This window comes from Arthrobacter sp. P1_D4 (genome assembly GCF_056406115.1).
The window spans coordinates 98,492-121,829 of sequence record NZ_JBFUAU010000004.1 but is presented as its reverse complement, the minus strand read 5'-3'; the positions used below and the strand labels follow the sequence as shown (position 1 = coordinate 121,829).

Sequence of the window (23,338 nt, the reverse complement as noted above, 5' to 3'; positions counted from 1 at the left end):
GGCCGCCAATGCTGGCGCCGGCGCAGCACCCTCAGGGGTCTACGCCGGCGCCAGCACTTTGTTAAGCGCGGCCCGGATACGCTTTTCGGACACCGAATAGGCGGTCCCGAGTTCGACGGCGAAGAGGCTCACTCGCAGTTCCTCGATCATCCAGCGCACGTGGGTTAACTCCGCGCCCGCCCGCCGCCCGGGCAGCAGCGCGGACACGGCGTCGTCGTAGTCGTCCTCCAAGGCCTGGACAGCGGCCATGTGTTGGGCGTCCCGCTGGACGTTGCCCGGCAGCTTCTCGAGGCGCTTTTCGATCGCCGCGAGGTAGCGGGGCAGCTGGCTGAGCTGGGCGTAGCCCGTGCGTGCCACGAAGCCCGGATACACCAGCTGCTCGAGCTGGCTCTTGACGTCGTTGAGCGCGCTGATCAGGGCCAGGCTCGTGGTGCCCTTGAGCTGCTTTTCGATCCGGCGGGTGCTGGCCAGGATGCGTTCGACGACGGCAGTGACGGTGAAGACGGTGTCGATCAGCTCCGCCCGGACGCTCTCGTAGAGCGCCTTGAACGAGGCCTCGTCCCACGGCAGCGGGGCCGGCGTGAGTTTGTCGATGGCGGCCAGGGCGCAGTCGGCGATCAGGGCGGCCACGGAACCGTGCGGGTTCTGGCTGAAGGTCAGTTTCTCGGTGTTGTTCAGGTGCTCCAGGACATAGCGGTCCGGCGGTGGCACTTTCAGGGCCAGGAGCCGGATGACCCCGCCGCGCATGGCTTCCTGCTGTTCCGACGGCGTCTGGAACAGCCGCAGCGCCACGGACGTTCCCTCGTCCACCAGAGCCGGATAGCCGGTGACGGTGTGCCCGCCAACGGTTCCCTGGACCTGGCGTTGGACGGTTCCAAAGGTCCAGTCCTTGAGCCCGGACATTTCGGTGAACCCGCCCGGCGCCGCGGCAGCGGCCAGGGCGGCCGACGGGGACGCGCCGGCCTGTGATGAACGCGCGCCATCCCTGCCGTTCGCGCCGGCTTTCGCCTTTGCCGCGGCATTTCCCTTGGATTGGGGTGCCGTGGTGCCCGGGGTGGCACCGAGGGATTCCGCGATGGCCCGCCGGGTGGCCGGGGCCAGCCGCTCCTGCAGCGCGTTCAGGTCCTTGCCCTCATCCAGCAGCTTGCCGCGGGAATCCACCACGCGGAAGCTGACCCGCAAATGCGATGGCACGGCGTCCCAGTTCCAGGAGCCCGGCGGAATGACCTGTCCGCGGATCCGGCGCAGCACCAGTTCCAGCGAGGGTTCGAGCTCGTCCGTGGCGGGATCGAAGTCCGCTTCCAGCGCCGCGACGGCCTGGCGGGCCACGTCCGGGGCAGGAACGAAGTTCTTGCGGATCTGCTTGGGCAGCGACTTGATGAGCGCCGTGACGAGTTCCACGCGCTGCCCGGGGATCAGCCAGCGGAACGCGGCGTCGTCGAGCTGGTTCAGGAACAGCACCGGCACCTCTGCGGTGACGCCGTCGGATGGATTTGGCGGCGAACCGGGCGCGACTGGATGGAACTCGTAGCTCAGCGGCAGCTCGAAGCCCTTGTGCAACAAGGTCTTGGGATAGGCCGAATCGTCCAGGGCCGCGGCGTCCTCGCTGATCAGCAGGGACTGGTCGAAGTCGAGCAGCGTGGGATCCTGCTGCCGTGCGTCCTTCCACCACTTGTCGAAGTGCCGCTCCGAGACGACCTCCGCGCCGATCCTGGCGTCGTAGAACTCGAACAGTGTCTCGTCGTCCACCAGGATGTCGCGGCGCCGCATCCGGGCCTCGAGCTCCTCGATTTCGTGCAGCAGCGCGCGGTTGCGGTGGAAGAACTTGTGGTGGGTCTGCCAGTCGCCTTCTACCAGGGCATGGCGGATGAAGAGCTCGCGGCAGAGCTCCGGATCCACCTTGCCGTAGTTGATCCGCCGGCTCGGGATGATGGGCACGCCGTAAAGCGTGACCTTTTCGTGGGCCATCACCGCGCCCATCTTCTTGGACCAGTGCGGCTCGCTGTAGCTGCGCTTGACCAGGTCGGGGGCCACCTGTTCGGCCCAGAGCGGATCGAACTTCGCCGCGACGCGGGCCCAGAGCCGGCTCGTCTCCACGAGTTCGGCGGCCATCACGAACGTGGGTGATTTCTTGAACAGTGCCGAACCCGGGAAGATCGCGAAGCGGCTGCCGCGGGCGCCGGCGTACTCGCGCTTGCGCTCGTCGAGGATGCCGACGTGGCTCAGGAGCCCCGAGAGCAAGCTGATGTGAATGCCGTCGTGGTTGCCCACCGGATCGGCAAGGCGCTTGTTGTCCAGGCTGATGCCCAGCGGCCGGGCCAGCTGGCGGAGCTGGGCGAACAGGTCCTGCCACTCCCTGACCCGCAGGTAGTTGATGAATTCGTTGCGGCAGAGCCGGCGGAACGCCGTGGAGGACAGTTCCTGCTGCTTCTCCTGCAGGTAGTTCCACAGGTTCAGGTAACCGGTGAAATCCGAGTTTTCGTCCCGGAAGCGGGCGTGCTTCTCCGCGGCGAGCTGCTGCTTGTCTGTTGGACGCTCGCGCGGGTCCTGGATGGTGAGCGCTGCCGCGAGGATCATGACCTCCCGAACACACCCCCGCTTTCCGGACTCCACGATCATCCGGCCGAGCCTGGGGTCCACCGGCAGCTGGGCCAGCTGCTGTCCGACGGCGGTGAGCCCGCTGCCGGGACGGCCGGAACCGCGGCGCTGCCCGCCGTCGCGCTGCCCGCCGTCGTCCGTTGGCTCCTGCCGCGCGGCGGTCAGGGCGCCGAGCTCGCGCAGGAGGCTGACGCCGTCGTTGATGGCGCGCGAATCCGGCGGCTCGACGAAGGGGAAGTTCTCCACGTCCTTCGGTCCGCGGGCCACGCCCATGGCGGTCATCTGCAGGATGACGGCCGCGAGGTTGGTGCGCAGGATCTCCGGATCCGTGAACAGCGGCCGCGACTCGAAGTCCTCTTCGGAGTACAGCCGGATCGCGATACCGTCGGAAACGCGGCCGCAGCGGCCCGAGCGCTGGTTGGCCGAAGCCTGGGAGACGCGCTCAATCGGCAGGCGCTGGACTTTGGTCCGGTGTGAGTAGCGCGAGATCCGGGCCGTGCCGGTGTCGATCACGTACTTGATGCCGGGGACCGTCAGCGAGGTTTCGGCGACGTTGGTGGCAAGTACGATCCGGCGCTTGCTGCCGGGGTGGAAAACTTTGTGCTGCTCCTGCAGGCTCAACCGGGCGAAGAGGGGAAGGACCTCGGTGCCCGCGAGGCGCCGGTTGGACTGGATGCGGGCGTTGAGGGCCTCCGCCGCGTCGCGGATTTCGCGCTCGCCGGAGAAGAAAATCAGGATGTCGCCGTGGGCTTCCAAGGCGAGCTCGTCGACGGCGTCGCACACCGCGTCGAGCGGGTCGCGGTCCTCCTCGAGTTCGTCGTCCGCGGCGGCACCTTCTCCGTCACCATCTTCGGCGCCGGTGCCGCCGGCCGGCTGGGAAAGCGGCCGGTAGCGGATTTCCACCGGGAAGGTCCGGCCCGACACCTCGATGATGGGGGAGGGCTCCTCGTCGCTGCCGAAGTGCTTGGCGAAGCGCTCCGGATCGATGGTGGCCGAGGTGATGATGATCTTCAGGTCCGGGCGCTGCGGCAGGATGCGCTTGAGGTAGCCGAGGATGAAGTCGATGTTGAGGCTGCGCTCGTGCGCCTCGTCAATGATGATGGCGTTGTACTTGCGCAGCAGCCTGTCGCGCTGGATTTCCGCCAGCAGGATGCCGTCGGTCATGAGCTTGACCTTGGTGGACCGGCTGACCTCACCGGTGAAGCGGACCTGGAAACCGACTTCCTGGCCGATTTCGACGCCGAGTTCCTCCGCGATGCGCTCGGCCACGGTGCGGGCCGCGAGCCGGCGGGGCTGGGTGTGGCCGATCAGCCCGTTCTCGCCCAGGCCGAGCTCAAGGCACATCTTGGGGATCTGGGTGGTCTTACCCGAGCCGGTCTCGCCGGCGATGATGGTCACCTGGTTGGCCGCGATGGCGGCCATAAGATCTTCGCGGCGCTCGGAGACCGGCAGCTCGGCGGGGTAGGAAATATGCAATGTCATGGCTGGAGACAGTCTACTGGGGTGGACTGTCCGCTGGGGTGGCGGAGGCGGATATCGGGTCCGGCTGTCCGGCCGCGTTGTTCAATTCGCGTTGTTCCGCTGTTCAGCCTCGGCGCATGTTGAGGGCCCGGCTGGATGACCGGGCCCGATGGGCGTGTGGACTAAGCGTGCGCGGACTTAGATGTTCCGCATCGTGTAGTTGATGCTCGGCAGGTCCCGGGCCATCCAGTATTCTTCCGAGCGGACGGGCGGAGTGTGGCCGAGGCCATCCTTGCGGAGGGCGGAGATCGTGGCGGTGACGCCGGCAAGAACCAGGATGATGAGGGCGATTCCGAGGAGTTCCATACCTCTATGGTTCTCCGGTCCGGGCCCTTAAAAAAGTGGCAGAAATGCCCAAAAAGCTATAATTTCTGCCACTGTTCTGTCAGGATGGAATCATGATCAAATCAGTGGCAATGATCGTGGTTCCCAACTTCTCGATCTTCGAGTTCGCGACGGCTTTCGAGGTCTTCGGCATCGACCGCTCGGACCGCGGAAACGGCGTGCCCGCGTTCGATTTCCGCGTCTGCGCGCCCGAGCCGGGCGACGTCCCGCTCAAGTCGGGCCTATCCATGCACGTGGGTCTCGGGCTGGAAGCAACTGCGGACGCCGACCTGGTGGTGATGGCGCCGTACGGCCGGGACGAGGACGTTCCCGACTCCGTCCTGGAGGCGCTGCGGGCCGCCCACGCGCGCGGTGCGTGGGTGATGTCCATTTGTTCAGGGGCCTTCGCCCTGGCTCGGGCGGGCCTGCTCGATGGCCGCCGCTGCACCACGCACTGGCATTACTCCCAGGAACTGGCCACCCGGTACCCCGCTGTCCTGGTGGATGAAAACGTCCTCTACGTCGAAGACGGCCGGATCATTACCAGTGCCGGCACGGCCGCAGGGATCGATGCCTGCCTGCACCTCGTCCGCGTTGAGTTCGGCGCCAAGGTGGCCGCCGCCATCGCCCGGGACATGGTGGTCCCTCCGCACCGGGACGGCGGCCAGGCCCAATACATCGACCGGCCCATTCCGACGTGCGGCTCGGAGCCCATGGAGCAGCTGCTGCAGTGGATGGTCCGGCACCTGGACGAGGAACACGCGGTCAACGAACTGGCGGCCCGGGTCCATATGTCGCCGCGGACGTTTGCGCGGCGCTTCCGCGCGGAAACGGGAGCCACTCCCGCGGCCTGGCTTAATTCCCAGCGGGTGCTGCGCGCCCAGGAGCTGCTGGAGAGCACGGAGCTCAATATCGACGAAATCGCAAGGGAGTCCGGGTTCGGGCATTCGGTCCTGTTGCGGCACCACTTTGCCAAGGCGCTGGACACCAGCCCGCAGTCCTACCGGCGCACGTTCCGCGGGCACCTGGCCACGGCATAGCGGGCCTCGGCCCGGCAGCAGCGGCTAGCCAAAGCCCGGCGACGCCGGCCCCTCAGCGGCGGCCCGGGCGCATTCGACGAGGTCGCGCCACGGACCCGTCAGCGCACGCTCCGGCAGGACCGCGCGGCGCTGATCGGCCCGGATGCTGTACATGAACCGGTCCGGCTGGCCGGTTGTCCCACTGATTCCGGCGACGTCGTCCCACGGGCAGGCCTCGATCAGCGGCTGCCACCGGTCGGTGTCTTCCGGCGGCTCGGGCCGGACGGTCCACGTCCTCTTCATTCCGGCCACGCCGCCACTGCGCTGGACAGTTATCTTCATCGGACTCGGATCTCAATTGGACTCGACTTGCGGGGCTTGGCTTATCGCCGGGCCCCCGGGAACTTTACTTTCACAGTTTCCCACGCGGAGCGCACGGCGTCATGTTCCTTGGAATCGTCCCCGAACAGCTCCTTGGCAGAGGCTGCAGTGGCCTTGGCGAAGGCGCCGAACGTGGCGGTGGGGGACAGCGTGCCGCCCGTCAGCGTCTCGTACCAGATCTGTGCCGGCGCGTCCCAGGCATTGCCACCCAGGGCAGTGGCCACCAGACAGAACGCACGGTTGGGGATACCGGAGTTGATGTGCACGCCACCGTTGTCCGCGCTGGTGCGCACGTAGCCGTCCATCGAGTCCGGCTGCGGGTCCTTGCCGAGCACGTCGTCGTCGTATGCCGTTCCCGGAGCCTTCATGGAACGCAAGGCGGCCCCCTGCACCTGGTCGGTGAAGAGGCCTTCGCCGATCAGCCAACTGGCCTCCGCCGTCGACTGCTTCCGGACATACTGCTCAACGAGGGCCCCGAAGACGTCGGACATCGATTCGTTCAGGGCGCCGGCCTGGTTGCGGTAGACCAGCCCAGCGGAGTACTGGGTCACGCCGTGGGTGAGCTCGTGCCCGATGACGCTCAAGGATTTCGTGAACCGCTCGAAGACCTGGCCGTCACCGTCGCCGAAGACCATTTGCTGGCCGTCCCAGAAAGCGTTGTCGTACAGGCGGCCATAGTGGACCGTGGCATCAAGGTGCAGGCCTTTGCCGTCGATCGAATTGCGTCCGAAGGCTTCGGCGTAGAGGCGGTGGGTGTGCCCCAGCCCGTCATAGGCCTCATCGGCGGCGGGGTCGCCGGTGGGCGGTTCGCCTTCTTTGCGGACCACGCTGCCGGGCAGCTTCTCGGTGGACTTAGCGTCATAGACCGTCCGTTCCGGCGGGGACGGCTTGAGTTCCCGCAGGCCCGGACGGCTGCCGGGCCCTGGCACTGTGCGGGAGGCCTGGAAGCTCGGGACGTGTTGCAGGGCCTGCTTTGCCCCGTGGGCGGCCCTGGAGAGCTCCGGCTTTTGCTGTGCGGCCAGCCTGCGGAGCAAATAGGGCGGAACGATAGAACAGGACGGAGTTGGATAGAACATGTGAGACCCCCTTCACGCTTCGGAGCGGGCAGGGTAGCCCGCCACCGATGAAAACAGCCTACGAGGGAGCACCGACAATCGGCAGGGGCAATGCCGCTGGTTTTCCGCGGTCTTTTGGCGGGATTCAGGGCACAAAAAACCCCGCCGTTTCAAACGGCGGGGTTTTGTTCGTGCCCTCGATTGGAATCGAACCAACGACCTTCTGCTCCGGAGGCAGACGCTCTATCCCCTGAGCTACGAGGGCATCCAGGGATCCTGCCGTTGCGGGCGGGACGTCCTAGAGCTTAGCAGGAAGTTGGCCTCCAACGGAAAACCATGGAAAACGGTCGCCCATTTATAGCGTCAAGTGGAGTCAAGCGGCAGTCAAACGTGTCCTGGGTGCGTGGCAAGTCCAGCGAATTGGCCGGCGGTTCCGTAGCCGGCTCAGTAGCCAGTGAACGTATCCACATGGACCCGCCGGGCGCCCGCGCCACGTGCCGCGGCCCGCAGCGATCGCACACTGGCGGGCGAGCCGGAGACGAAGACCACCCGGCCGCTGATGTCGGGGACCAGCTCCTTGAGGGCCGCCGCATCGATCCTTCTTGAACCTGCGTCCTGCATGAACGCCGGCGGCGCCGAACCGTCCGCAAGCCGCGCCAGGACGCGCGCCCCGGAGCGCTGCAGCTCCTCGGCGTAGCCCAGCTCGGCGGCATTCTTGGCCAGGTACAGGAGGACAACGTCGCGGTCCCCGGACGGGGTTCCGGCGGACACCGCGGCCAGTTGGGCCATGTAGGGGGTGATGCCGATTCCGGCCGCGATGAGCAGCACGGGGGTGGCCGGGTTCCGCGGCAGGAGGAAGTCGCCGTTCACAGTGGTTGCGGTGAGCCCGTCGCCCGCTTCAAGGGCCAGCAGCGAGCGCTTGGCTGACGACACCGGCTCCGCCGTCCCCACCCCGATCGTCAGCAGGGAGGCGTCGGGCGCGCTGGTCAGGCTGAACACGCGCCGGATTCCCTTCCCGTCACCCTTGCCGGCCGACTTCCCGTCACGTTTGCCGGGGGCCTTGCCGTCACCCTTCCCATCGCCCCTGCCGTCATCCTTCCCGCCGGTCGTGTCCGGGGGCAGGTGCAGCTCCAGGGCCTGTCCGGGAGCGAAGCGCACCGGACGTTCCGGGCGGAAGCTGAATTCCGTCGTCGTCGGCGTCAGCGGACGGCTCGCGACGAACGCCAGCCGGACCCCGCCCCGCTGTCCGACGGCGAAGGCAAGCGCGTTGCCCGCGAGCAGCGCCAGCTCGGGGGAGTTGGCCACAAACCCCAGGTTGTAGGGGACGGCAAACAGGGCCCCGACGACGGCGGCCAGCGCCAGTTGCTGCCAGCGCCGCGGGGGCAGGGTGAGCGGCTCGGTGAGCATGAACCCGACGAAGAACAGCACCGGCCGCTGCGCGAGCGTCTGCCACAGGGCCTCGGGGAGATCCATCCCGGCCTGGAGCAGATCCGCGGCCACGATGGACACGGCAACCACGGTGAAGACGGCGGCCATGGCGGACTTCCGGGTCCGGTAGAGCACCAGCAGCACCCCTGGCATCACCAGCCAGAGCATGGCCGGCGTCGCGGCCCACCAGGTGGCAATGTTGAGCCCGGTCAGCCCGGCCAGGAACGCGCCGGCCGCGGCCGGATTGAAGATGTGCCGGCCGCGCCAGGCCAGCGCATACTTCGAGGCCGAGGCCAGGACGCAGGCCAGGGCGACGCCGGCGATCTCTGCCAGCTGGAGGCCCTGGGTCGGCTGGCTGGGCCAGAAAAGCTCGCTGGGCCAGAAAAGGAAGTACAGCAGCAGGCCGGTGATGAGGGAGGATTCCGTGTGCGGCCGCACACGGAACAGGGCGGCCAGCCCCTGGCTGGAGGCGTACGTCAGGCCAAGGCACAGGGCAAGGTGGGCCAGCATTTCCGGCAGCCCGAACGTCAACCAGCCCAGCACATTGAGCAGCAGGCTGTAGCCGGCCAGGACGGCCAGGACCCACAGCACCAGCCGGTACATCGTGAGCCGGCCCAAGGCGGTGTCCAGCCTCGAGCCAAGGGCGGTGGTGGTGATGGCAGTCATGAGAACAGGGCCCCTTCGAAGTCGGCTGAATATTCCGCGTGCCCGTCCGCATACACCGTGAGCCAGGCGCAATCGAACTCCTGCTCCAGCCGCGGACCGTCGACAAAGAACAACGCAGTGGCCAGCGCATCGGCCACCATCGCGGTCCCGGCCATGGCCCAGCAGGCGACAACGGTACGCACCGGAGCTCCCGTGGTGCCGTCCAGGACATGATGGAACCCGTCGCCCCAGGCGCGCCGGTTGGCGGCGGAAGCGCACAGGGCGCCGGCCCCCAGCTGGACGGTGCCGATTGCCCGGGTGGGATCGTAGGGGTGCTCGAGGGCAACCACCACCGGATCCGGCCCCGGATTCAGCAGGTCCCCGCTGGCATCGATGAAATGCCCGGCGCAGCCGCCGTCCCGGAGCCGGGCGGAGAGCAGATCCGCCAGCTGGCCCTTTCCGGCCGCGCCGACGTCGATCACCGCCGGAACCGTGGTGGTCAGCGCGGTGCCCTGCCAGTCCAGCGCATCCTCCCACCGGGGCGCGGGAAGTGGCGCGCCGCCCGGGCGCAGGGTGTAGGTGGCGTCGTAGCCCAGTCGCTCCAGGCTCCCGCCGATGAGCGGGGTCATCGCACCCTCGGTGAGCCGGTACAGGGTGCCGTACAGCGCGCCCAGGGCGGCCCCTTCGGCGGGCAGCTCAATGCGGCCAGGCGTCCGGGCTGCGTCGGCAATGAGCGAATCGGGGCGGAACCGGGACCACGCGGCGTCGTACTCCTCCACCGTGGCGAGCAGGCCACGGCGGAGCTCGCCGGAGAGCCGGGACGGGGTGGAAATCTCCCAGCGGGTCCCGATCCCGTCAAAGCTGAAGTGCGTCCAGCCCGGATGCGCCACGATTACTCTGTCCCTCGCTGCGCTATTGGGCCTGTGACTTGATCTTCGCCACGGCCTGGTTGAAGCCGCCGCTGGTCAGCGAGGATCCGGCCACTTTGGAAACCTTGATCTCGTCAAGCTTCTTGCCAACAACCTGGGACTGGATGCCGCCGGCGAACTCGCCCTGGAACTTTCGGGTGTTCGGATTCGAGGGGTGCTGCGTGATCTTCACGTCGGACACGGCACCGCCGGCCAGCGTCAGTTCCACGCCCACGGTCTCAGTGCCGTTGGGGGAGGTGTAGTTCCCGTCGGCGCTGTACGTGCCGTCCTTGTAAGAACCGGTACCTGCAGCGGACTCGGATGCCGGGGGCGCGCCCTGTGCGGCCGGGGCCTGGGCCGACGGGGCGCAGCCAGCCGCTGTTCCGGCCACGGAGAGGCCAGCAATGCCGACGAGGACGCTTTTGCGGAAGGCGGTATTCATGCGGGACTCGATTCTTTGCGGGGATCGGACAGCGAACAATGTGGAGGCATGACAGGGTTGCAGACGTTGAATTCAGGGTAACGGTTCACCCTGGGCGCGAGGCCTTGATGACCTCGGGCCTTCCCGTAACCGGCCCCGACGTCATGCCGGGACGGCAGATTCCGCCGCACTCCGGGCCCACCGGTAGGCTAGAAGTGTGACCCCAGAAGAACTCTCCCTCGCCATATCCGCCTGCCTGAAGGACGCCGTCGCCGCCGGTGACATAGCCCTCTCCGCGGCCGACATCCCGGATGAGGTGCGCGTGGAGCGCCCCAAGAACAGGGACCACGGGGACTGGGCCACCAACGTCGCCCTCCAGCTGGCCAAAACGGCGGGCACCAACCCGCGGGAGTTCGCGTCCGTCCTGAGCGCCCGGCTCAAGACGATCGACGGCGTGTCCGCGGTGGACATCGCCGGCCCCGGCTTCCTGAACATCACCGTGGACGCCGCTGCCGCCGGTGCCCTCGCCAAGGCGATCGTCGAGGCCGGTGCGGCCTACGGCACCAACACCGCGCTCGCCGGGCACACGGTCAACATGGAATTCGTCTCGGCCAACCCCACCGGCCCGCTGCACATCGGCCACACCCGCTGGGCCGCCCTCGGCGACGCGATCGCCCGCGTCCTCCGGGCCTCCGGTGCCGACGTCACTGCCGAGTACTACATCAACGACGCCGGTTCCCAGATGAACGTGTTCGCGAACTCCGTGTTCGCCAGGCTGCACGGCCGGGACGTGCCCCAGGGCGGCTACCCGGGCCAGTACATCGCGGACCTCGGCCACGAGGTGCTCACCGAACACCCGGACATCCGCGAACTCACCGAAGTGGCGGCCCTGCCGGTGATCCGGGGCGCCGCCTACAAGGCGCAGATGCATGACATCAAGCAGACGCTGGCCGAGTTTGGCGTCGACTTCGATGTCTACTTCTCCGAGCAGGAGCTCCACGACGCCGGCGCGATCGAGGACGCCGTCGCCCGCCTGCGCGAACAGGGCCACGTGTTCGACGACGGCGGCGCGGTCTGGCTGCGCACCACCGACTTCGGCGATGACAAGGACCGCGTGATGGTCCGCGCAAACGGTGAGCCCACGTACTTCGCCGCCGACGCCGCCTACTACCTGTCCAAGAAGGACCGCGGCTACACCGAGAAGATCTACCTCCTCGGCGCCGACCACCACGGCTACATCAACCGGCTCAAGGCCATCGCGGCAGCCGCCGGGGACGACCCCGAGGTCAACATCGAGGTCCTGATCGGCCAGCTGGTCTCCGTCAACGGCGCCAAACTGTCCAAGCGAGCCGGCAACATCATCGAGCTCAAGGACCTCATCTCCTGGCTCGGCAAGGATGCCGTCCGGTACTCGCTGGCCCGGTTCCCCGCCGATTCGCCGCTGACGCTGGACCCGGAGCTGCTGAAGAAACACAGCAACGAAAACCCGGTGTTCTATGTCCAGTACGCCCACGCCCGCTCCCGCGGCGCCGCCCGCAATGCCGTGGCCGCCGGCGTGGAGCGCCGTGTGGACGGCATAGACAGCTTCAACGCTGCCCTGCTGGAGCACCCCACCGAAAACGAGCTGCTCTCGCACCTGGGCAGCTATCCCTCGATCGTGGCCAAGGCCGCCGAGCTGCGCGAGCCGCACCGCGTGGCCCGCCACCTCGAAGTGATCGCCGGCGCCTACCACCGCTGGTATGACGCCTGCCGCGTGGCGCCGCAGGGCGAGGAACCCATCACCGACACCAACCGCACCAGGCTGTGGCTCAATGACGCCACCAGCCAGGTGCTGGCCAACGGACTGGAACTGCTGGGCGTCTCGGCGCCGGAACGGATGTAACCGCCATGACCGCGAATTCAGGACAGTCCCCGCTCGCCCCGGACTGGCTCGAGGTCCCCGCCGACCTCAATGCCCTCCACGAACCGCTGTGGGCGGGCGGTGTTGCGCGCAACGACGACGGCGAGCTCACCATCGAGGGGCTGACGGTCAGTGAGCTGCAGCGCCAGTACGGCACGCCGCTGTTCGTGCTGAGCGAGACAGACTTCCGGGCCCGGGCCCGGGCGTTCAGCGACGCCTTCAACGACGCCTTCGCCGATATTTGCGGGGGAGTGGACGTCTACTACGCCGGCAAGTCCTTCCTGTGCACCTCCGTGGTCCGCTGGGTCGAGGAAGAGGGGCTGCGCCTGGACACGGCGTCCGGCGGCGAACTCGCCGTGGCCTTCCGCGCCGGCATCCCCGGCGCCGACGTCGCCCTGCATGGGAACAACAAGTCCGACGGCGAAATCCACCGGGCGCTGGACATGCAGCTGGGACGGATCGTGGTGGACAGCCTCGACGAGCTCGAACGCGTCGCGGCGATCGCCGCCAACCGGGGCGACACCGCCAGGGTGATGCTGCGGCTGACCCCCGGAGTGCACGCCCACACCCACGAATTCATCGCCACGGCCCACGAGGACCAGAAATTCGGCCTGTCCATGGCCGGGGACTCCACGGATCAGGCCGGACTGTCCGCCGCAGAGGAAGCCGTGGCCGCGGCCACCGGGCACGCCAGCATCGAACTGCTGGGCCTGCACTGCCACATCGGCTCGCAGATCTTCGAACCGGACGGCTTCGCCCTCGCCGCCGAGAGGCTGCTCGACTTCCTGGCAGCGATGCAGTCGAAGTACTCCATCGTGTTGCCCGAGCTTGACCTCGGCGGCGGCTACGGCATCGCCTACACCCCCGTGGACACCCCGCGCCCGGCCGCCGAAATCGCGCAGGCGATGGCCGCCGTCGTCCGTTCCAAATGCGCTGCCCTCGGCATAACCGCCCCCCGGATTTCGATCGAACCGGGCCGCGCGATCGTCGGAAGCACCACCTTTACGCTGTATGAGGTCGGCACGCTCAAGACCGTCCGGGTGGATTCCCCGGCCTCTGCTGGTGCCGCGGCCGGCCGCGACGGAGCCGGGGACGTTACGCACCCCCGCCGCTATGTGTCGGTGGACGGCGGGATGAGCGACAACCCCCGGCCGGTGCTGTACGACGCGGATTATTCGGCGATTCTCGCCTCGCGGAGCTCCGACGCGGCGCCGCAGCTGTCCCGAGTGGTGGGCAAACATTGCGAGAGCGGCGACATAGTTGTTAGAGATGTATATCTGCCCGAGGACGTGGCAGCCGGTGATCTGCTTGCTGTACCGGGGACCGGCGCCTACTGCTGGGCCCTGTCAAGCAACTACAACTATCTGGCCCGGCCGGGCGTTATCGCTGTCAGCGACGGATCTGCCCGGCTCATTGTCCGCGGGGAAACCGAAGAAGATTTGCTCAACCGCGACATGGGAGTCTGAATGTCTGAATTGCGAACCCTGAAAGTGGCCCTGCTGGGCTGTGGCAACGTTGGGGCCCAGGTTGCGCGGATTCTCATTGACGACGCCGACGCCCTGGCCGCGCGCACCGGCGCCCGGCTGGAACTGCAGGGCATCGCGGTGCGCAACCTCGATGCCAAGCGCGACGTCGAGCTGCCGCGGGAGCTGTTCACCACTGACGCCGAAGTCCTCGTCAAGGACGCCGACGTCGTCATTGAACTCATGGGCGGCATTGAGCCGGCCCGGACCCTGATCCTTACCGCCATGCGGCACGGTGCCTGTGTTGTCAGCGGCAACAAGGCGCTCCTGGCCCAGGACGGCCCCACACTGTACGAGGAAGCGGACAAGGCCGGGGTGCAGCTGTCCTACGAGGCCGCCGTGGCCGGCGCCATCCCCATCCTGCGGCCCATCCGTGACAGCCTGTCCGGCGACCGGATCACCCGGGTGCTCGGGATTGTCAACGGCACCACCAACTTCATCCTCGACCAGATGGACTCGACCGGCGCGCAGTTCGCCGACGCGCTGGCCGAGGCCCAGCGCCTGGGCTACGCGGAAGCCGACCCCACGGCCGACATCGAAGGCTACGACGCCGCCGCCAAGGCCGCAATCCTCGCTTCGCTGTCCTTCCACACGCGGTTTGCCCTGGAAGATGTCTCCTGCGAGGGCATCACGTCGGTCACCGCGGCGGACATCGCCGCCGCCAAGGAAGCCGGCTTTGTCATCAAGCTGCTGGCCATTGCCGAGAAACTGGTTGACGAGGACGGCAAAACCGGCGTCTCGGTCCGTGTCCACCCCACGCTCCTGCCCCGCGAGCACCCCCTCGCTGCTGTCCGCGGTGCATTCAACGCCGTCTTCATCGAAGCCGAGAACGCCGGCGAGCTCATGTTCTACGGCCAGGGTGCCGGCGGCACCCCGACGGCGTCCGCCGTGCTGGGCGACCTCGTCTCCGCGGCCCGCCGCATTGTCCTGGGCGGCCCCGGCCGCACCGAAACCACCACGGGGCACGTGCCATCGCTGCCCATCGACGCGGCCGTCACCAGCTACTACATCGGACTCGACGTCGCGGACCAGCCCGGCGTCCTGGCCAGGATCGCGCAGCTCTTCGCCGAGCACGGCGTGTCCATCGAAATCATGCGGCAGACCATTCACCGCGACGCCGACTCCAACGTGGAATCGGCCGAGCTGCGGATCGTGACACACCGTGCACGCGAAGCCGCACTTGCAGCAACCGTCGAGGCCGTCAGGCGCCTGGACGTCATCAATTCCGTCACATCCGTACTCCGGGTAGAAGGAGTCTAAGTGGCTCACCAATGGCGCGGTGTCATCCGCGAATACGCCGACCGTCTTCCTGTCACGGAAGCGACCAAGGTCATCAGCCTGGGCGAGGGCGGCACCCCGCTCGTGCATGCCCGCCACCTCTCCGAGCTGACCGGCAGCACCGTCTACCTCAAGGTCGAAGGCATGAACCCGACCGGTTCTTTCAAGGACCGCGGCATGACCATGGCCATGACGGCAGCGGTGGCCGCTGGCGCCAAGGCCGTGGTCTGCGCCTCCACCGGCAACACCTCCGCCTCCGCCGCGGCCTATGCGACGGCTGCCGGGCTGCAGTGCGCGGTGCTGGTCCCGGAGGGCAAGATCTCCATGGGCAAGCTCAGCCAGGCAGTCGCGCACGGAGCCACGCTGCTGCAGGTGGACGGCAACTTCGACGACTGCCTTGACATCGCCCGCAAGCTCGGCGAGTCCTACCCGGTGTTCCTGGTCAACTCCGTCAACCCGGCCCGGATCGAAGGCCAGAAGACCGGTGCCTTCGAAGTGGTGGATTCGCTCGGCGACGCCCCCGACTTCCATGTGCTCCCGGTGGGCAACGCCGGCAACATCAGCGCGTACTGGAAGGGCTACAAGGAATACGCTGCGGCGTTTGAGTCGCCCACCGCCGGGTCGCTGCCCGCCGTGTCCACCAGGACACCCGTCATGTGGGGCTTCCAGGCCGCAGGGGCGGCACCCTTCGTGGCCGGCCACCCCATCACCGAGCCCGACACCATTGCCACCGCCATCCGGATCGGCAACCCGGCCTCCTGGGACACCGCCGTGGCGGCCCGGGATGAATCCGGCGGCGTGATCGAGGCCGTCACGGACGAGGAAATCCTGTCCGCGCACCGGTGGCTCTCCGCCCGGGAAGGCGTTTTCGTGGAGCCCGGCTCCGCTGCCGGCGTCGCCGGGCTGATCAAGAAGCACGCGGCCGGGGAAGTGCCGGCAGGCAAGACGATCGTGATCACGGTGACCGGTCACGGCCTCAAGGACCCGCAGTGGGCCCTGCGCACCGAGGACGGCAGCGACGTGCAGCCGGTCAAGGTCTCCAACGACGTCGTCACCGTCGCCGCAGCATTGGGACTGGAAGAAAAATAACGTTGGAAACAACCCTCACCGTCCCGGCCGAATCAGCTGCCGGCTCCCCGGCCGTTCCGGCGGGCCAGCTGGTCACCGTGCGTGTCCCGGCCACGAGCGCCAACCTGGGCCCCGGGTACGACAGCCTCGGCCTGGCCCTCTCGCTGCATGACACGCTGACCGTGGAAACCCTGGCCAGCGGTGAACTCGAATTCGAGCTCAGCGGCGAGGGTGCCGAGTCCCTGCCCCGCGATGCGACGCACCTCGTGGTCAAGGCCTTGACCGAGGCCCTGCACCGCCTGGGGTTCCGGCACGAAGGCCTGCGGATCACGGCGGACAACGTCAACCCGCACGGACGGGGCCTGGGCTCCTCGGCCTCGGCCGTGGTGGCGGCCGTCAGCGCCGCCAATGCCCTGGTTCCGGAGGCCTCCCGGCGTGGCAGCGACTGGATCCTGCAGCTCACCAGCGAAATGGAAGGCCACCCGGACAACGTTGCACCCGCCATTTTCGGCGGACTGGCGCTGTCATGGCAGGACAGTGACCAGTACAGCAGCACGTGCGCGTCCGTGGCCGCCTCGGTGATCCCTGTGGTCGCCGTGCCCGACTACGAGCTCTCCACTGAGGCCGCCCGGGCCCTTTTGCCCGCTTCGGTGGGCCACCATGCCGCGGCCATGAACTCCGGCCGCGCCGCCCTGCTGATCCATGCCCTGACCACGAACCCGGAATTCCTGCTGCCCGGCACCGAGGACTACCTGCACCAGAGCTACCGAGCCGAGGCCATGCGGCCCAGCGCGGAACTGATCGGCGCGCTGCGCCGGGCAGGGCACGCCGCCGTCGTATCCGGCGCCGGACCCACCGTGCTGGTCCTGGCCAACGGCGAAGCGGAAGCCCGTGAGGTTGTGGACTTCATCGGCGCCCACACCGCGGGCAACACGCCGGAAGTGGGCTGGCGCGTGATGAAGCTGGCCGTGGACGTTGAAGGTGCTAAAGTGGAAGTGCACCGGCGGTAAATACGCAGGCGGTAAATTTGTAACCGTTGTAAGACCGCGATGTTGGCCACGTAGCCTCTCTCATCTTTCACTGCGCAATATTTTCCGGTGCCACCTGCTTTCGGTCTGACGCAGGAATCAGCAGAATTGATCTGCCCCCTGAAACTCAGCCCGCCGTTCCTCATTTCTCGGATCGTGCATGGTGAAGCAATATCCGGCCCTGCTGGCCGATATCCATCCGGCAAGGCCGAAATCCCGGCTGCAGATCTGAACTGCAGCCCAGATCAAATCACCGCGTCCAGCTCTTAGCCTGGACGCCGTCGAGGGGGAAGGATCCTTCGTGACCGAAACCACTGAGCTGTCTCCGGCTGTGGATACATCTTCTGCTGCCGAATCAACGGCAGCACCCGCCAAGAGCAGCGGCCTTGCAGGCCTTAAGCTCGCCCAGCTCCAGGCCCTCGCCAGCCAGCTGGGCATTTCCGGCGGTTCCCGCATGCGCAAGGGTGATCTGGTCACGGCCATTTCCGCCCACCGCGCAGGCACTCCGGTAAGCAAGGCTCCGGCCCGCGCTGCCGAAAAGGCGAGCGACAACGGCACTGTGTCCCACGCAGCGGCCCCGGCAGCTGCGCCCGCAACGGTGCCCGCCGCCGAGGACGAGTCCCTGGCAAGGGAAAACACCGCCCAGGAAAGCCCCCGCGCCCGCCGTGGCCGCAGCCGCCGTGCAGGCAGCGACGGAGTCGTCACGGCTCCCGCCGTTGAGGCACCCGCCGCCGCCCCGGCTGAAGCCCCCGCGGGTTCCACCGAGTCCGGCGCCCGGGAATCCGCCACTGCAGAATCCGCCGCCGCCGTTTCCGGAACGGAATCCGGCGACCGCGCGAGGCAGCCGCGCACCCGCAACCGCCGCCGCGGCGAAGCCGCAGCCCAGGCCACGGATGCCGGCCAGAACGCCGTCGAGGCCCCGGCCGAGCAGCCCGTCGCTGAACAGCGCACCGAGCAGCGCGATCAGCGCACCGAACAGCGTGAACAGCGCACCGAACAGCGTGAACAGCGCACCGAACAGCGCGAGCCCGGCAGCGAAGACGGCCAGCGCCGTGACACCCGCACCCGTGGCGGCCGCGACGACTCGGCCGGCCCCCGCGAGAACACCCGCGACAGCGATGATTCTGACGGCGGAAGCCGCCGGAACCGCCGCAACCGTCGTGACCGCAACGACCGCGGTGACCGCCAGGGCCAGCAGGACAGCCGCGACAACTCCTCGCGCAACGATCGCTTCCGCGACCGCAACGACCGCCGCCGCGGACGTCAGCAGGGACCCGACGTCGACGACGTCGAGGTCACCGAGGACGATGTCCTGCTGCCGGTCGCCGGTATCCTCGACGTGCTCGAGAACTATGCGTTCATCCGCACGTCCGGTTACCTGCCGGGCCCGAACGACGTCTACGTCTCGCTCGCCCAGGTCAAGAAGTACAACCTGCGCAAGGGCGACGCCGTCGTCGGCGCCATCCGTGCACCGCGCGAAGGCGAAGCCCAGCAGGGGAGCCAGCAGCAGTCCGCCCGCCAGAAGTTCAACGCCCTGGTCCGCGTCACCTCGGTGAACGGCAAGACGCCGGAAGAGCTCAAGGACCGCGTCGAATTCGCGAAGCTCGTCCCGCTGTACCCCTCCGAGCGCCTGCGCCTCGAGACGGACCCGAAGAAGATCGGCCCGCGCGTCATCGACCTCGTGGCCCCGATCGGCAAGGGCCAGCGCGGTCTGATCGTTTCGCCGCCGAAGGCCGGCAAGACGCTCATCCTGCAGTCCATCGCCAACGCCATCACCACCAACAATCCTGAGGTCCACCTCATGATGGTGCTCGTTGACGAACGTCCCGAAGAAGTCACGGACATGCAGCGCACCGTCAAGGGTGAGGTCATTGCCTCCACCTTCGACCGTCCCGCCGACGACCACACCACCGTGGCCGAGCTTTCCATCGAGCGTGCCAAGCGCCTCGTGGAAATGGGCATGGACGTTGTGGTGCTCCTGGACTCCATGACCCGCCTGGGCCGCGCCTACAACCTGGCAGCACCGGCCTCCGGCCGCATCCTGTCCGGTGGTGTGGACTCCGCAGCGCTGTACCCGCCGAAGCGCTTCTTCGGTGCAGCCCGCAACATCGAAAACGGCGGCTCGCTGACCATCCTGGCCACCGCGCTCGTCGAGACCGGCTCCAAGATGGACGAGGTCATCTTCGAAGAGTTCAAGGGCACCGGCAACATGGAACTGCGCCTGTCCCGCCAGCTCGCGGACAAGCGCATCTTCCCGGCCGTGGACGTCAACGCGTCCGGTACCCGCCGCGAGGAAAACCTGCTTTCCCCCGAGGAAGTCAAGATCATGTGGAAGCTGCGCCGCGTCCTGTCCGGACTCGAAACGCAGCAGAGCCTTGAGCTGCTGACCAACAAGATCCGGGAGACCCAGAGCAACGTCGAGTTCCTCATGCAGGTGCAGAAGACGACGCTTGGTGCGAAGTCCGATAACGACAAATAGCTGCTCCAACCGCTAGATTCTGGCGGTCCCGCGCGCTAACGCCGCACGGATTTTCCGCCCCCGCCCCTCCGCCGGGTGGCTTACGATCTACGATCGCAAGCCACCCGGCGTCGGCAGGCCCGAAGCCACTCCCGGGGCGGAAAAATCCGTGCGGCTTCGTCGTTAAGTCGCCAGCCGCGGTCCAGTTTTTGTTGTCGTAACTAGACTTGGTTTCAAGTCGAAAGAGGTTTGAAAATGTTTGAGTCCGTACAGGGCCTGTTGGATGAGCATGACTCTATCCAGGCTCAGCTGGGGGATCCTGCTGTCTACGCTGACCAGCGCCTGGCCCGGAAGCTGGGGCGGCGTTCTGCCCAGTTGAACGGCATTGTGGAGGCCTACCACCGCTGGGAAGGCATCCGCGATGACCTGGCCGCTGCCAAGGAAATGGCGGACGAGGACCCCGAGTTTGCGGCCGAGGTGCCCGAGCTGGAGGCCGCGCTGGAGCTGGCGGCGGCCAAGCTGCGCCGGCTGCTGATCCCGCGCGACCCGGACGACTCCCGCAACGTGATCCTCGAGGTCAAGGGCGGCGAAGGCGGCGACGAGGCAGCCCTGTTCGCCGCGGACCTGCTGCGGATGTACAGCCGTTACGCGGAATCCCGCGGCTGGAAGACCGAGATCATCTCTGCCACCGAATCGGACCTCGGCGGGTACAAGGACGTCCAGATGGCCGTCAAGGGCAGCTCGAACGATCCGGCCGAAGGCGTGTACGCCCGGCTCAAGTTCGAAGGCGGCGTGCACCGGGTCCAGCGTGTCCCCGTCACCGAATCGCAGGGCCGCATCCACACCTCGGCCGCCGGCGTGCTGGTGCTGCCCGAAGTGGACGAGCCCGAGGAGCTCGAGATCAACCAGAACGATCTCAAGATCGACGTCTACCGCTCCTCCGGTCCCGGCGGGCAGTCGGTCAACACCACCGACTCCGCGGTGCGCATCACGCACCTTCCCACCGGAATCGTCGTCGCCATGCAGAACGAGAAGTCGCAGCTGCAGAACCGTGAGGCCGGCATGCGCGTGCTGCGTGCCCGCATCCTGGCGCACCAGCAGGAGCTGATCGACGCCGAAAACTCGGCGCAGCGCAAGTCGCAGATCCGCACCATGGACCGCTCCGAGCGCATCCGTACCTATAACTACCCGGAAAACCGGATTGCGGACCACCGCACCGGTTACAAGGCCTACAACCTGGACCAGGTCATGAACGGCGACCTGGAACCGGTGATCCAGTCGGCCATTGAATTGGACGAGCAGTCCCGGCTCGACGCCATCGGCGAATAGGCGCGGGTCACTGGTGATGACTGCAGGTGATGGTCCGAGCCTCGCGGAGGCCGTCAGCGAGGCGACGGCGGTCCTCGCGGAGGCCGGCGTGCCCAGCCCGCGCGTGGACGCCGAGCTCCTGGCCGAGCACCTGCTCGGCGTCGGACTGGGCCGGCTGCGCGCGCTGATGCTCGGGGACTCGCCGGCGCCGGAAGGCTACGCTGACCTCGTCGCCGAACGGGCGCAGCGGATCCCGCTGCAGCACATAACGGGCGTGGCGCACTTCCGCTACCTCGAACTCGCCGTCGGTCCCGGTGTGTTCATCCCGCGGCCGGAGACCGAATCCGTGGTGCAGCTGGTCCTGGACTGGCTTAGCGACAGGAAACGGCTGCACGGCCTGGCACACCCCAAGGTCGTGGACCTGGGCACCGGGTCCGGTGCCATTGCAGGCTCGATCGCCCATGAGGTTCCCGGCGCGGAAGTCCACGCGGTCGAGTTCAGCGAATTCGCGCACGCGTGGGCGGCGAAAAACTTGGCTCCCCTGGGCGTCCACCTCATCCGTGGCGACCTGCGCGATGCGCTGGCCGAACACAACGGCACGTTCGACGTCGTCGTCTCCAACCCGCCCTACATCCCCGCCGAAGCGATCCCGAACGAACCCGAAGTGGCGCTGCACGACCCGCCTGAGGCGCTCTACGGCGGGGGAGCGGACGGGATGGAACTTCCGACGGCGGCGGCCGCCTCGGCCGCCCGCCTGCTGGTCCCCGGCGGCTACTTCGTGATGGAGCACGCCGAGGTCCAGTCGGAATGGATCGCCGCGATGCTCAACCGCACCGGCGTGTTCGCCGAGGTGACAACGCACCGTGACCTCAACGGCAAGGACCGCGCCACCAGCGCCGTCCTGGCACCGTCAGGGCCGACGCCTGCGAATAATCGTGTGACAAGTGATGAAAGAATAGGCCAGTGACGACTAGCTACGATTGCACGGCGGCCGAGCAGCGCGCTGCTGGACTTGAGCACGCCCAGCGGGCCATCCGGGAGAACAAGTGCGTGGTCTTTCCCACGGACACGGTCTACGGGATTGCCGCCGACGCCTTTTCACCCCTTGCCGTGACCCTGCTGCTCGCCTCCAAGGGCCGGAGCCGGAAGATGCCGCCGCCCGTGCTGATCCCGAGGCTGAACGCCCTCGATGGCCTGGCCACGGACGTTCCGGCCGAGGCGCGGCGGCTGGCCGAGGCGTTCTGGCCCGGCGGCCTGACCCTGATCCTGCATGCCCAGCCGTCGTTGGACTGGGATCTCGGCGAGACCAAAGGCACGGTCGCCCTGCGGATCCCGGCCGACGAGATCGCCCAGGACCTGCTGACGCTTACCGGACCCCTCGCGGTGTCCTCCGCGAACCGCACCGGGCAGGCCGCAGCGCAGACCGCCGCGGACGCCGAAGCCCAGCTGGCGGAATCCGTGGAGGTCTACCTGGAGGGCGGACCCCGGCCCGCGGACGGCGCCGACGCCCTCGCCTCGACCATCGTCGACGCGACGGCGCTGCCCTTGCGCGTCGTCCGGCAGGGAGCCATCAGCCTCGACCGCCTGCGCGGCGTGGTGCCCGGCGTCCTGGACATCGACGGCAACGCCGCCGATGCTCCGGATGCTCCGGAGCCCGCTGCGGAGCCCGCTGCGGAGTCCGCCGCTGCGCCGGAGCCCGGTTCCGCATGACGCTGGAGCGTCAGCGCGTCCCTTTCCTCGACGTCGAAGCGACCCCCGTGACGGTGTCCGAGCTGACCGCGGTCCTCAGCACCTTCATGGCCGAGGGCGTGACCAGGATCGTGGTGGGGCACAACCTGCACAGCGTGACGCTGCTGCACTCCGATCCTGCCTTCCGTTCGTTCTACGAGCGCAGCGACGTGGTCCTGATCGACGGCGCACCGGTGCTCTGGCTCTGGGCGAAGACCGGCGAAGAAGACGACGGCAGGGAACCGGTGATGGACTACCGGCTGGGGTCGACCGACTGGATTCCCGCGCTCGGCAATGTCGCGGGACTGGAGCGCATTGCGGTCATCGGTGCAGGTGCCGTGGCCAACGCCGGCGCCGTGGCCAAGCTGCGGGAGATCGTCCCCGGGGGGCGGGTCGACGGCATGCCTGGCGAAGGCTGGAACAAGGAAGTTGAGGAAGCCGCCGTCGAATGGCTGAACCGGCTGCGCCCCCAACTTGTGCTGCTGGGCCTCGGGATGCCGCTGCAGGAGCAGGTCATGGCCCGACGGCTTGCCGCGCTTCCGCCTGCGGTCTACTGCACCGTCGGCGGCGCCATCGAACAGATTGCCGGTGTGCAGAAACTGGCGCCGCGCTGGATCGGCCGGCTCGGACTCGAATGGGCCTGGCGGCTCATGCTCCACCCGCAGCGGGTGGCCTACCGGGTGTTCGGCGAACCCTGGGTGCTGCTGGGCCTGCTGCTCCGACGGCGCCTGCGCCGGCAGCCCTAGG

The 23,338-nt window shown here is 67.8% G+C and carries 18 protein-coding genes and 1 tRNA gene; 11 read left to right on the top strand and 8 right to left on the bottom strand.

The genetic code is table 11. From position 1 onward, the window contains the following. Window positions 1–39: 39 nt before the first annotated feature. Together hrpA and AC1D0A_RS05895 are read right to left on the bottom strand one after the other, a co-directional pair. Window positions 40–4,080 (bottom strand): ATP-dependent RNA helicase HrpA, encoded by a 4,041-nt coding sequence (hrpA, locus tag AC1D0A_RS05900; RefSeq protein ID WP_476945368.1) that lies wholly within the window; start codon window positions 4,078–4,080, stop codon window positions 40–42. Window positions 4,081–4,257: 177 nt separating this feature from the next. After that, window positions 4,258–4,425: a hypothetical protein gene (locus AC1D0A_RS05895; RefSeq protein WP_164468553.1), complete on the bottom strand. Its 168-nt coding sequence runs from the start codon at window positions 4,423–4,425 to the stop codon at window positions 4,258–4,260. A 92-nt stretch (window positions 4,426–4,517) separates the two neighbouring features. On the opposite strand from AC1D0A_RS05895, the gene AC1D0A_RS05890 reads away from it, so the two are divergent. After that, window positions 4,518–5,483, top strand: a complete 966-nt coding sequence (locus tag AC1D0A_RS05890) for a GlxA family transcriptional regulator (protein ID WP_028276082.1) — start codon at window positions 4,518–4,520, stop codon at window positions 5,481–5,483. A gap of 24 nt (window positions 5,484–5,507) precedes the next feature. Here the strand turns inward: AC1D0A_RS05890 and AC1D0A_RS05885 are convergent, their stop codons facing one another. From AC1D0A_RS05885 to AC1D0A_RS05860, 6 genes are all read right to left on the bottom strand, one after another. After that, window positions 5,508–5,804 (bottom strand): protealysin inhibitor emfourin, encoded by a 297-nt coding sequence (locus tag AC1D0A_RS05885; protein ID WP_476945367.1) that lies wholly within the window; start codon window positions 5,802–5,804, stop codon window positions 5,508–5,510. Between the two features lie 41 nt (window positions 5,805–5,845). Next, window positions 5,846–6,919: a M4 family metallopeptidase gene (locus AC1D0A_RS05880; RefSeq protein ID WP_243181243.1), complete on the bottom strand. Its 1,074-nt coding sequence runs from the start codon at window positions 6,917–6,919 to the stop codon at window positions 5,846–5,848. Window positions 6,920–7,090: 171 nt separating this feature from the next. Beyond that, window positions 7,091–7,163: transfer RNA gene (locus AC1D0A_RS05875), tRNA-Arg, on the bottom strand. A 179-nt stretch (window positions 7,164–7,342) separates the two neighbouring features. After that, window positions 7,343–8,992, bottom strand: coding sequence for an FAD-dependent oxidoreductase (locus AC1D0A_RS05870; RefSeq protein WP_476945366.1), 1,650 nt, complete (start codon window positions 8,990–8,992; stop codon window positions 7,343–7,345). After that, window positions 8,989–9,861: an FAD:protein FMN transferase gene (locus AC1D0A_RS05865; protein WP_476945365.1), complete on the bottom strand. Its 873-nt coding sequence runs from the start codon at window positions 9,859–9,861 to the stop codon at window positions 8,989–8,991. The genes AC1D0A_RS05870 and AC1D0A_RS05865 overlap by 4 nt, the downstream gene beginning before the upstream one ends. A 22-nt stretch (window positions 9,862–9,883) precedes the next feature. Further along, window positions 9,884–10,321 carry an FMN-binding protein gene (locus AC1D0A_RS05860; RefSeq protein WP_018775690.1) on the bottom strand — a complete coding sequence of 146 codons (438 nt, stop codon included), beginning with the start codon at window positions 10,319–10,321 and terminating at the stop codon, window positions 9,884–9,886. 196 nt (window positions 10,322–10,517) lie between these two features. On the opposite strand from AC1D0A_RS05860, the gene argS reads away from it, so the two are divergent. The 10 genes from argS to AC1D0A_RS05810 all read left to right on the top strand — a co-directional run bounded on the left by argS (window position 10,518) and on the right by AC1D0A_RS05810 (window position 23,337). Beyond that, window positions 10,518–12,182, top strand: coding sequence for an arginine--tRNA ligase (gene argS / locus AC1D0A_RS05855; protein WP_476945364.1), 1,665 nt, complete (start codon window positions 10,518–10,520; stop codon window positions 12,180–12,182). Between the two features lie 5 nt (window positions 12,183–12,187). Then, on the top strand, window positions 12,188–13,666 hold the full coding sequence (gene lysA / locus AC1D0A_RS05850) for a diaminopimelate decarboxylase (protein WP_476945363.1): 1,479 nt from the start codon (window positions 12,188–12,190) through the stop codon (window positions 13,664–13,666). After that, on the top strand, window positions 13,667–14,983 hold the full coding sequence (locus tag AC1D0A_RS05845; protein WP_459385204.1) for a homoserine dehydrogenase: 1,317 nt from the start codon (window positions 13,667–13,669) through the stop codon (window positions 14,981–14,983). Continuing rightward, on the top strand, window positions 14,984–16,090 hold the full coding sequence (gene thrC, locus AC1D0A_RS05840) for a threonine synthase (protein ID WP_243181250.1): 1,107 nt from the start codon (window positions 14,984–14,986) through the stop codon (window positions 16,088–16,090). A gap of 2 nt (window positions 16,091–16,092) precedes the next feature. Continuing rightward, on the top strand, window positions 16,093–17,079 hold the full coding sequence (gene thrB, locus AC1D0A_RS05835; protein ID WP_243181251.1) for a homoserine kinase: 987 nt from the start codon (window positions 16,093–16,095) through the stop codon (window positions 17,077–17,079). Between the two features lie 319 nt (window positions 17,080–17,398). Beyond that, window positions 17,399–19,576, top strand: a complete 2,178-nt coding sequence (gene rho / locus AC1D0A_RS05830) for a transcription termination factor Rho (protein ID WP_243181252.1) — start codon at window positions 17,399–17,401, stop codon at window positions 19,574–19,576. 234 nt (window positions 19,577–19,810) lie between these two features. Beyond that, window positions 19,811–20,884: a peptide chain release factor 1 gene (gene prfA / locus AC1D0A_RS05825; protein ID WP_079554478.1), complete on the top strand. Its 1,074-nt coding sequence runs from the start codon at window positions 19,811–19,813 to the stop codon at window positions 20,882–20,884. 16 nt (window positions 20,885–20,900) lie between these two features. After that, window positions 20,901–21,830, top strand: a complete 930-nt coding sequence (gene prmC / locus AC1D0A_RS05820; RefSeq protein WP_476945362.1) for a peptide chain release factor N(5)-glutamine methyltransferase — start codon at window positions 20,901–20,903, stop codon at window positions 21,828–21,830. After that, on the top strand, window positions 21,827–22,573 hold the full coding sequence (locus AC1D0A_RS05815; protein ID WP_476943317.1) for an L-threonylcarbamoyladenylate synthase: 747 nt from the start codon (window positions 21,827–21,829) through the stop codon (window positions 22,571–22,573). Before prmC ends, AC1D0A_RS05815 begins: the two co-directional genes overlap by 4 nt. Next, on the top strand, window positions 22,570–23,337 hold the full coding sequence (locus tag AC1D0A_RS05810; RefSeq protein WP_243181255.1) for a WecB/TagA/CpsF family glycosyltransferase: 768 nt from the start codon (window positions 22,570–22,572) through the stop codon (window positions 23,335–23,337). Before AC1D0A_RS05815 ends, AC1D0A_RS05810 begins: the two co-directional genes overlap by 4 nt. Window position 23,338: the final 1 nt, after the last annotated feature.

Bases quoted from the DNA above. Each gene is read 5' to 3' on its own strand.
- hrpA (WP_476945368.1), bottom strand. From the start codon at position 4,080: ATGACATTGCATATTTCCTACCCCGCCGAGCTGCCGGTCTCCGAGCGC.
- AC1D0A_RS05895 (WP_164468553.1), bottom strand. From the start codon at position 4,425: ATGGAACTCCTCGGAATCGCCCTCATCATCCTGGTTCTTGCCGGCGTC.
- AC1D0A_RS05890 (WP_028276082.1), top strand. From the start codon at position 4,518: ATGATCAAATCAGTGGCAATGATCGTGGTTCCCAACTTCTCGATCTTC.
- AC1D0A_RS05885 (WP_476945367.1), bottom strand. From the start codon at position 5,804: ATGAAGATAACTGTCCAGCGCAGTGGCGGCGTGGCCGGAATGAAGAGG.
- AC1D0A_RS05880 (WP_243181243.1), bottom strand. From the start codon at position 6,919: ATGTTCTATCCAACTCCGTCCTGTTCTATCGTTCCGCCCTATTTGCTC.
- AC1D0A_RS05870 (WP_476945366.1), bottom strand. From the start codon at position 8,992: ATGACTGCCATCACCACCACCGCCCTTGGCTCGAGGCTGGACACCGCC.
- AC1D0A_RS05860 (WP_018775690.1), bottom strand. From the start codon at position 10,321: ATGAATACCGCCTTCCGCAAAAGCGTCCTCGTCGGCATTGCTGGCCTC.
- lysA (WP_476945363.1), top strand. From the start codon at position 12,188: ATGACCGCGAATTCAGGACAGTCCCCGCTCGCCCCGGACTGGCTCGAG.
- AC1D0A_RS05845 (WP_459385204.1), top strand. From the start codon at position 13,667: ATGTCTGAATTGCGAACCCTGAAAGTGGCCCTGCTGGGCTGTGGCAAC.
- prfA (WP_079554478.1), top strand. From the start codon at position 19,811: ATGTTTGAGTCCGTACAGGGCCTGTTGGATGAGCATGACTCTATCCAG.
- prmC (WP_476945362.1), top strand. From the start codon at position 20,901: ATGACTGCAGGTGATGGTCCGAGCCTCGCGGAGGCCGTCAGCGAGGCG.
- AC1D0A_RS05810 (WP_243181255.1), top strand. From the start codon at position 22,570: ATGACGCTGGAGCGTCAGCGCGTCCCTTTCCTCGACGTCGAAGCGACC.